Consider the following 709-nt stretch of genomic DNA (forward strand, 5'->3'; position numbering starts at 1 on the left):
TTTTTATTTGACCGCAAAAGCAGTCAAATAAGTTAGGCTCGCCTATTGACTGGCGGAAGGCTCATATGTGTTAGGAAGAGGTATTGTGCACAACTCTTTGCCAAAAGCATTACCTGGTTCATATGCGGTTAAATACCCGCTAATACCACACTGTTTTTGAATTCCTTCGATAATTGAAACATGTATATAATTTTTATTGTTTATTGAAACAATATTCATCGCACTAGGAGAACCACCACCACAACGATCTGAGCCAAAGGATTCTTCCTTTCCTCCGTTCAAAATCTCTAGATATGGTACTTGCTGAGTTCCACCGTAAAACTCAGCAACTTGCTCCATTTCGCCATCATTATCGATATCGACCGACAAAAATAATTGCTTGTCCTTTGGTCCTACGAGATTCCATGGAACATTAATTTTAAACCAAGTTTCTCCTTGCTCCTCACCTTTTGCTATTTCATTACAGACATCAGCAGCCTGTACAGATACATTTAATATTACAAGTATAAATGCGAGTGGTAGTTTCATAACTCTTCCTAACAGCTTATTCATTAGCAGCACAATAATGTTCCAGGCTGCTCAATTCAAACTTCAAAGGTACCACCGCTAAGTCCTTGTTGTAAATCGAATATTTTCGCGAATACGTAAGTAATGCTCAAAATACTGCCGGAAAAAGAATGCGTCTTTGTTTACGAGGTCTATACAACAC

General features: G+C 38.4%; 1 protein-coding gene. It reads right to left on the reverse strand.

Annotation, left to right across the window (positions count from 1 at the left end; translation table 11 throughout):
• Positions 1-42: 42 nt before the first annotated feature.
• The gene (locus Q4557_RS19815) at positions 43-528 is read right to left on the reverse strand and encodes a hypothetical protein (protein ID WP_303415057.1); all 486 of its coding nucleotides are present in this window, start codon (positions 526-528) and stop codon (positions 43-45) included.
• Positions 529-709 lie beyond the last annotated feature (181 nt).

Source organism: Shewanella sp. 5_MG-2023, assembly GCF_030547465.1.
Lineage (GTDB): Bacteria > Pseudomonadota > Gammaproteobacteria > Enterobacterales > Shewanellaceae > Shewanella.